The following is a 6,746-nucleotide window of genomic DNA, read 5'->3' as shown; positions in this document are numbered from 1 at the left end:
ATCATCATCGGAATTCACTACCAACAGGTTCTTTACGTTTACCGAACCACCGAAGAATTCGATTCCATCGTCGGCACCATCCGGTATAAATATATTTTCCATTTTTGTACCGTTACCCACCCCGTTCAATGTAAGGCCATTGTGTTCTACATCGGCACTCGAACGTGCTCCGGTATATTCCAGTTTCAGATAAGAGATCGATCCGGAATTATCGGCGACGTTAGTCCCACCATATTTGTATTCAGTGTTGATTTCGGTAGTTCCGGTAGTTCCGCCTGCAAGCGGTGCACGACCGTTGATGATCAGTCCACCCCAGTGGCCTTGTGCCGCATTCGCTTTATTGGCAGTCATAGTAACAGGCGCTTGCGCTGTCCCGTTTACAAAGATCTTACCGCCCTGCAGCACGAGAATATAGTTTCCGAAACCTTCATTGGCTTTAATTATCGTACCTGCGGGAATATGCAATTCGCCATTTTCTTCCACAATAAAATTACCTGTCAATGCATACTCTGTACTAGTTTTCAATTCTAATTTGTCCTTCAATTTGCCCATAAGGACACCTTGGTCAGCAAGTTTGTGAACGAGCTCCCTGTCATCATTATCATCATCCGGATCGTCATTTTCACAGGAAGTCAGGACAGCCGGTGTCAACATAAGAGCAAACATCATAAAACTTAAAAAAATCTTTTTCATCTCGTTTGATAAATTAGTTAATAAAATTAGTGTGATAAAATATTCAGCAATTAAAATTCGTAGCTTACTCCTAAACTCATATTTTGTCCTTTTTTAAATTCATTCAATATCACATTGCCGTTCGACGAACTACTTTCACGTGTCAGTTGATAGGCCGGATTCAACAAGTTAGAAGCTTTGGCTTTTAAAGAAAAATGTTGGGTGAATTTGTACGACGCTGCAAAATCGAGTGTAGCCACACCTTCCTCAATAATATCATTATAGCCCCCTGCACCAATAGTATGAATTCGACTGCTGAAATAGTTAAAAATGAAAGAAGCAATAAGACTTCTCTCTTTTTTAGTATAGTTGTACGACAGGTCGAAGTTCACGAGGAAAGGCGAGGCACCCTCCAACCCGCTGTTTCTGGGATCGGTATTGAGAATATCCAATTCAAGATTGGTATAAATATAAGAAGCATTCAATCCGGCAGAGAGCCTGTTCATCTGGTCCGTTTGGGTGTTGAACCGATTAAAGATATTCTTTCGAAGTTCAAGTTCCACACCTCCCACCAGGGCATGATCACCGATATTGTCGTAGGTAAGTAATCCTGCCGAATTTCCCTGGTCAACACGGCCGATCGGATTGACAATATATTTATAGAAACCCGTTATTGAAAATAATTCGTTGGGGCTGATATAATAATCCCATTTCAAATCCGCGTTGTAATTATCCGACGGCCTGAGGTTAGGATTACCCTGGCTGGTAAACGATATGTTTACGTATTGGTAAGGAGATATTTCTTTCGATTGGGGCAACGTATAGGTCTTATTTATACCCAGGCGCATGGAATTTTTACCGTTCAGATCGTACTTCAGGTTTACGCTTGGTAAGAAATAGTTTTTCCTGATTGGTTTTTTCCCCGGCGAAACATGTTGCACGTTATAATCTACGGTCATATCCACCCTATCGCCTCTCACACCGGCATTCCCTGTGAGATTATCCCATAATTGGTACGACGCTTCCACAAATCCGGAATGAACGTATTTGGTTACATGATACGTGTTAGAAGGGCCGATAGCCATACTGAACCGTCCGTCCGTCATATTTTGCTCGTTATACAAATCGTCCAGCCTCAAACTTTCAATCGGATAGGTTCCGCCCACTGCATCAAAATTATACTCAACAGCTTCAAATTCATCATCCACAAAACGTCCGTTGTATCCCACTTTCAACATCGAGTTACCGCTATTAAAACGGTCGCCCAATTTGTATGTCAAAACCGTTTCCGCGTTTATATCATTGCTTTGGAGTGTAGAGAAGAAGCGCTTTTGCCGGTTGCTTCCGGTGAGGACATACGTTCCGTCATCCTGTCGTGAAAGATAGTTCTCCCTCCTGTCGGGCTCCAAACCCTTTACCGTATTGTAAGAAACGCCTGCGCTCAGTTTCAGTGGCTTCGCCAATTCCCAATCGGACATTAATTGATTTACTACCAATAAATTATCATTTGCCTGCTGTCTCCTCAAAAACCCTAAAAAGTCGGGACTATCCTGATGACGCTCGGCATTTACTCCCTGATATTCGCTTACATATTGGTCGTTGGCATGAACCAGCATGAAATTATATTGTAGATTGTGTTTGCGGTGAATGTCGTACGTCGCGTTTCCAAGCAAGAGTTGGTTGATATTTTGAGAATATTTATCTCCTTTTTGATCTTGCCAGATCGTTCCGTCTGTGTAAGAGTTTCGTACCTGTTCTTCCGTATAAGAATAATCGGTACTGTAAGAAGCTACTATAAAGAATGAGAACGGATTTTCTCCCAGACGAAACGATTTTCCGCCCGAAATGCCGTAACTATGATTAAGGGGTAACGACACGACTTTAGGATCGAGGCTGTTTTGAAAGGTAAATTGATTTGTGGCCGGCCTTTCCGTATTGGCAAATCCGAAATAACCGGAACCCTGCTGGCGCAAAAAATCGCTGCCGAAAGCCGATGTATTAAGCCCTGCCGAAAGATCGACACTGAGTGCATAATCACCGACCAATTCCTTGGAAGTAATATCAATACCAGCCCCTCCTACATCGGCGTAGTTACTGCTGCTGAATACTTTGTTTACGCTTATACTCTGGATAATATCGGTCCCGAAAAATCCGAGCGCTATATTTTTGTATTCCGGATCTTCCGAAGGAATAGGAAACCCATTGAGCAGAGTCACATTATACCGGTCTCCCAATCCGCGGACAAACACATTCTTTATCCCTTCCTGTTTGGAAATTCCCGATACCTGGGCAACAGCCGCCTGCGCATCACCAATTCCCTTCCGCGACAGTTCCCGTGCACCGACAGCCTGCGTGGCCACCAGCGCCTGCCGCTGCTCCATCAACAGGATGTTCTCACTCTCCCGGTTTGCCCGTGCCACCACTTCCACTTCCTGCAGGCTGATATCATCCGTACTCAACAAAAAATCGACCGTGGTTTCGTTGTTTCTTACTACAACAACTCCGGTTTTTGTTTCACTTTGATAGGCAACATACGATGCGATGAGCGTATAAGTACCTGCATCCACATTCCGGATGATATAGTTTCCGTCTAAGTCTGCGGCAGCTCCGTTGGTGGTCCCTTTTATCAGTACCGATGCCCCTATGAGCGGTTCATCGGTCTGGGCGTCCAGGATTTTTCCTTTGATAGTGCCTCTCTGGGAATAAGCGTATCCCGAAAAGGCAAGGAAAAACAATAAAACGGACAATTTTGGCAAATCAAGTCTATATATCACAAATTACTCCTTACGTTAGATTTTCGGTACAAAGGTCTTTTATAAATGTTACAGATCGATTACGGTTTGGTTACGATGTTATTAAGATTGCAGATATGGGGGCAATGATCAAAAAGAGGGTAAATCACATTGTGAAATACCCCCCTCCCTAAGAATCAGGACAATTATGCGGTTTATGTCCTTTAACTATCTTTTCTGTGTATATTTTTTCTTTTTCTTCCCTTCGAAAGATTCAAAAAAATGCTTCTTCTCCCTTTGCGGTTCATTCTCTCCCCGGGAGACTTCGACAACCAGTCTCCTGTCCTCGATATACATCCCCCTGAAAGTTTTCACCACTTTCGGGGCAAGCTCTTCCGGTATTTCGAAAAAGGAAAAATTTTTCATCAGGTCGATCCTGCCCACCGGGACTTTGCCTTTCACATGCTCATTGATAAATCCCATCAGCGTGGCAGGGTTCACTCCGTCCATCTTTCCCATATTGATAAATAAGCGGGCATATCCTTTCTCAGGTTGCACCCCGTTTTTCTGACGTTTGCCCGTTCTCTCCGATCGGGCATTCTCTCTTCTGCTTTTCGATGATCTTTCTTCCGGTTCGTAGATTTCTTCCGCCTGCCTGTAATATTCAATCAGACGATTGAATTCAAGCGATACGACCCGTTTAATGATATCCTCTTTTCCGAGCCATTCCAACTTACGGAAAATGGAGGGTAACAACCGGTCTATCTCCTCTTCATTGACCTTTACTTTCTCAATTTTATCCACAAAATTGAATAATTGTTTTTCACAGATCAGGTCTCCTTTGGGAACAGCTCGTTTTTCGAATGTTTTGTGGATCAGTTTTTCGATCTGCGCAATCTTCCCTTTTTCCTTTATATGGATGATGGAGATAGAGGTTCCCGTCTTTCCGGCGCGGCCGGTCCTGCCGCTACGGTGGGTATATACTTCGTAATCATCGGGTAATCCGAAGTTAATGATATGGCTTACATCATCCACATCCAGTCCCCGGGCGGCCACATCGGTAGCTACCAGTAACTGGAGATTGTGGTTTCTGTATTTATTCATTACATAGTCACGCTGCACCTGTGACAGGTCGCCATGCAAAGAATCGGCATCATATCCGTCCTGAAGGAGTTTGTCCGCAATTTCCTGTGTCTCCTTCCTCGTCCGGCAAAAGACAATCCCGTATATATTGGGATAATAGTCCACGATCCTTTTTAACGCGAGATATTTATCTTTGGCATGCACCATATAATAGAGATGTCTCACGTTCTGGGCGCCCTCATTCTTTCTGCCGATGGTGATCTCCACCGGATCACTCATATATTTGCGGGTGATTTTCTCAATCTCTTTCGGCATCGTTGCCGAGAAAAGCAGCATAGAGCGACTGCCGGGTACATTGGAAAGTATCTCATCAATACTTTCCGAAAAACCCATATTCAGCATCTCGTCGGCTTCATCCAGTACAAGGGTATGCACATGCTTAAGCGAAACCGTTTTGCGGTTGATCAGGTCGATAAGCCGGCCGGGGGTCGCCACGATGATGTGAACCCCTCTTTTCAGTGTCCGGATCTGGCTTTCAATGCTCGATCCTCCATAGACGGGAAGTATTTTGATATCTTCCACATAGGTGGAGAAATCGGTAAGGTCTCCCGCTATTTGCAGGCACAACTCCCTCGTAGGACAAAGGATTACGGTTTGCGGCGATAAAAGTGTAAGATCTGTTTTCTGGATGACGGGGATCCCGAATGCGGCCGTTTTGCCCGTACCGGTCTGGGCCAGGGCGATAATGTCTCTCTTGTGGGAAAGTAATTGCGGGATCACTTCAGTCTGTACCGGCATTGGATTTTCGAATCCCAATTCCGTAATAGCCTGCCGGATCTCCGGAATCACTCCCAATTCTTCAAATGTACTCATTTTATAAATATTTTTAGCGTGTATGGGTATTGATGCTTCTCCTTACCCCATAACCACAAAAGCACTTACTAAAGATGAGAGAGAATTCAATGACAACCTTCGATTTTTATTTTAAAATCGGATGCAAAGGTATGAAAATAAATTGAACTATTTCATTAAGCAATGTGCAGAAAGCAAACTTGTTTGCATTATGCCGTGGCGGGAAAAAGTCTGAAAGAAAATACCCAAATTTGCTGAATAAATATCAGAATTGGTAAAGCAGGTATTTCCGTAACAAATTTTTCTTTCCTACGGTAACCCGAAGTTCCTTTTCGAGATAATTGTCCACCGAACCGTATTTCTGTTTTATATGTTCGATAACATAGTTCAGGTATGCCCTGTTGACGGAGAGCATAGCGGTAACAGCTTCCTGCAGGGGTTCCGAAAGATTTCGGGCGTCAATTTTCGCTTTTGCGGGATCGATCTCCCGATTTGAAAGCATGTAATCATCCTCCAATGTGCCAGGCGGCACACCTAAAGCATAGAGTATGAAATAGGAAGCCAACCCTACGCCATCCTTACCCAGTGATTCCGTCATAAGGATAGGATAATTGCTGTCGTTGGTCAGCAAATCGAACATCTCTCCAAATTGCTCCTTATGATTTTCCACGATATCTACATACGATTCCTGTACATAACGGATGGCATCACTTCTATCGAAATGCTCATCCCTCACTTGCTCATCCAGTTTTTCAGCATCCATAGGAGCCAGCGGCAAGGCTATTTTCCGTATGGAAGGATGAAGAAGGAGAGGATATTTCTTCGCTGTTCTGTCCGATCTGAAATCGATGATCGTTTTGATGTTTAACCTGCGTATTCTTTCCTGATCATACAAAGTAGCATTGGTTAAATCGGCCGAACGATAAATCTCTCCCCATTTTATCTGGCGGTTATCGGCAGTGAAATATCCCCCTACATCTCTGAAATTCTTTATATTGTTCATCTCTATGGTTCTATTAGCAACCACACCCGAATAAACGCCGCCCGTACGAAGTATAAAGTATTCCCTCAACCCCGAGCCGGTAGGACTCACCCTCAATACCTGATCGGTAATCTTCCTGGAGGTAAGGGGCATAAAACTGGTAAGTGAACTGTCGGTGAGAGAAGTGTAAATATCTATATCACCCTCCTGATCAGGGCTTACTTCCCACTTTAACAAGAAATCCCCTTCCCTGTCTTTTTCCACGACAGAAGTTATTTTTACTGTCGACATACAAGAGTTCGCCAGCATCAACAGTAAAAAAAGATGTAATATGAAATATAGTTTTTTCACCCTATTCTTCTACTAACAAGCAAATGTACAAAAAACTTTGTTTCAAAATAAAGACAACAGCGTGGGATTAACAA

Annotated in this window: 3 protein-coding genes and 1 pseudogene; all 4 read right to left on the bottom strand. The window is 43.6% G+C overall.

Annotated features, from left to right (window positions below; all coding sequences use genetic code 11):
- Positions 1 to 693 (bottom strand): annotated as a pseudogene (locus Q0502_RS01445) (hypothetical protein); the annotation flags it as partial.
- A 50-nt stretch (positions 694 to 743) separates the two neighbouring features.
- Positions 744 to 3,446 (bottom strand): TonB-dependent receptor, encoded by a 2,703-nt coding sequence (locus tag Q0502_RS01440; protein WP_298646307.1) that lies wholly within the window; start codon positions 3,444 to 3,446, stop codon positions 744 to 746.
- A 186-nt stretch (positions 3,447 to 3,632) separates the two neighbouring features.
- Positions 3,633 to 5,360: a DEAD/DEAH box helicase gene (locus Q0502_RS01435; RefSeq protein ID WP_298646305.1), complete on the bottom strand. Its 1,728-nt coding sequence runs from the start codon at positions 5,358 to 5,360 to the stop codon at positions 3,633 to 3,635.
- A gap of 244 nt (positions 5,361 to 5,604) precedes the next feature.
- Positions 5,605 to 6,612 (bottom strand): tyrosine-protein phosphatase, encoded by a 1,008-nt coding sequence (locus tag Q0502_RS01430; protein WP_298646302.1) that lies wholly within the window; start codon positions 6,610 to 6,612, stop codon positions 5,605 to 5,607.
- Positions 6,613 to 6,746: the final 134 nt, after the last annotated feature.

The sequence above is a fragment of the uncultured Proteiniphilum sp. genome, from assembly GCF_937873925.1.
Taxonomy (GTDB): Bacteria; Bacteroidota; Bacteroidia; order Bacteroidales; family Dysgonomonadaceae; genus Proteiniphilum.
This window is presented reverse-complemented; position numbering and strand designations above follow the sequence as displayed.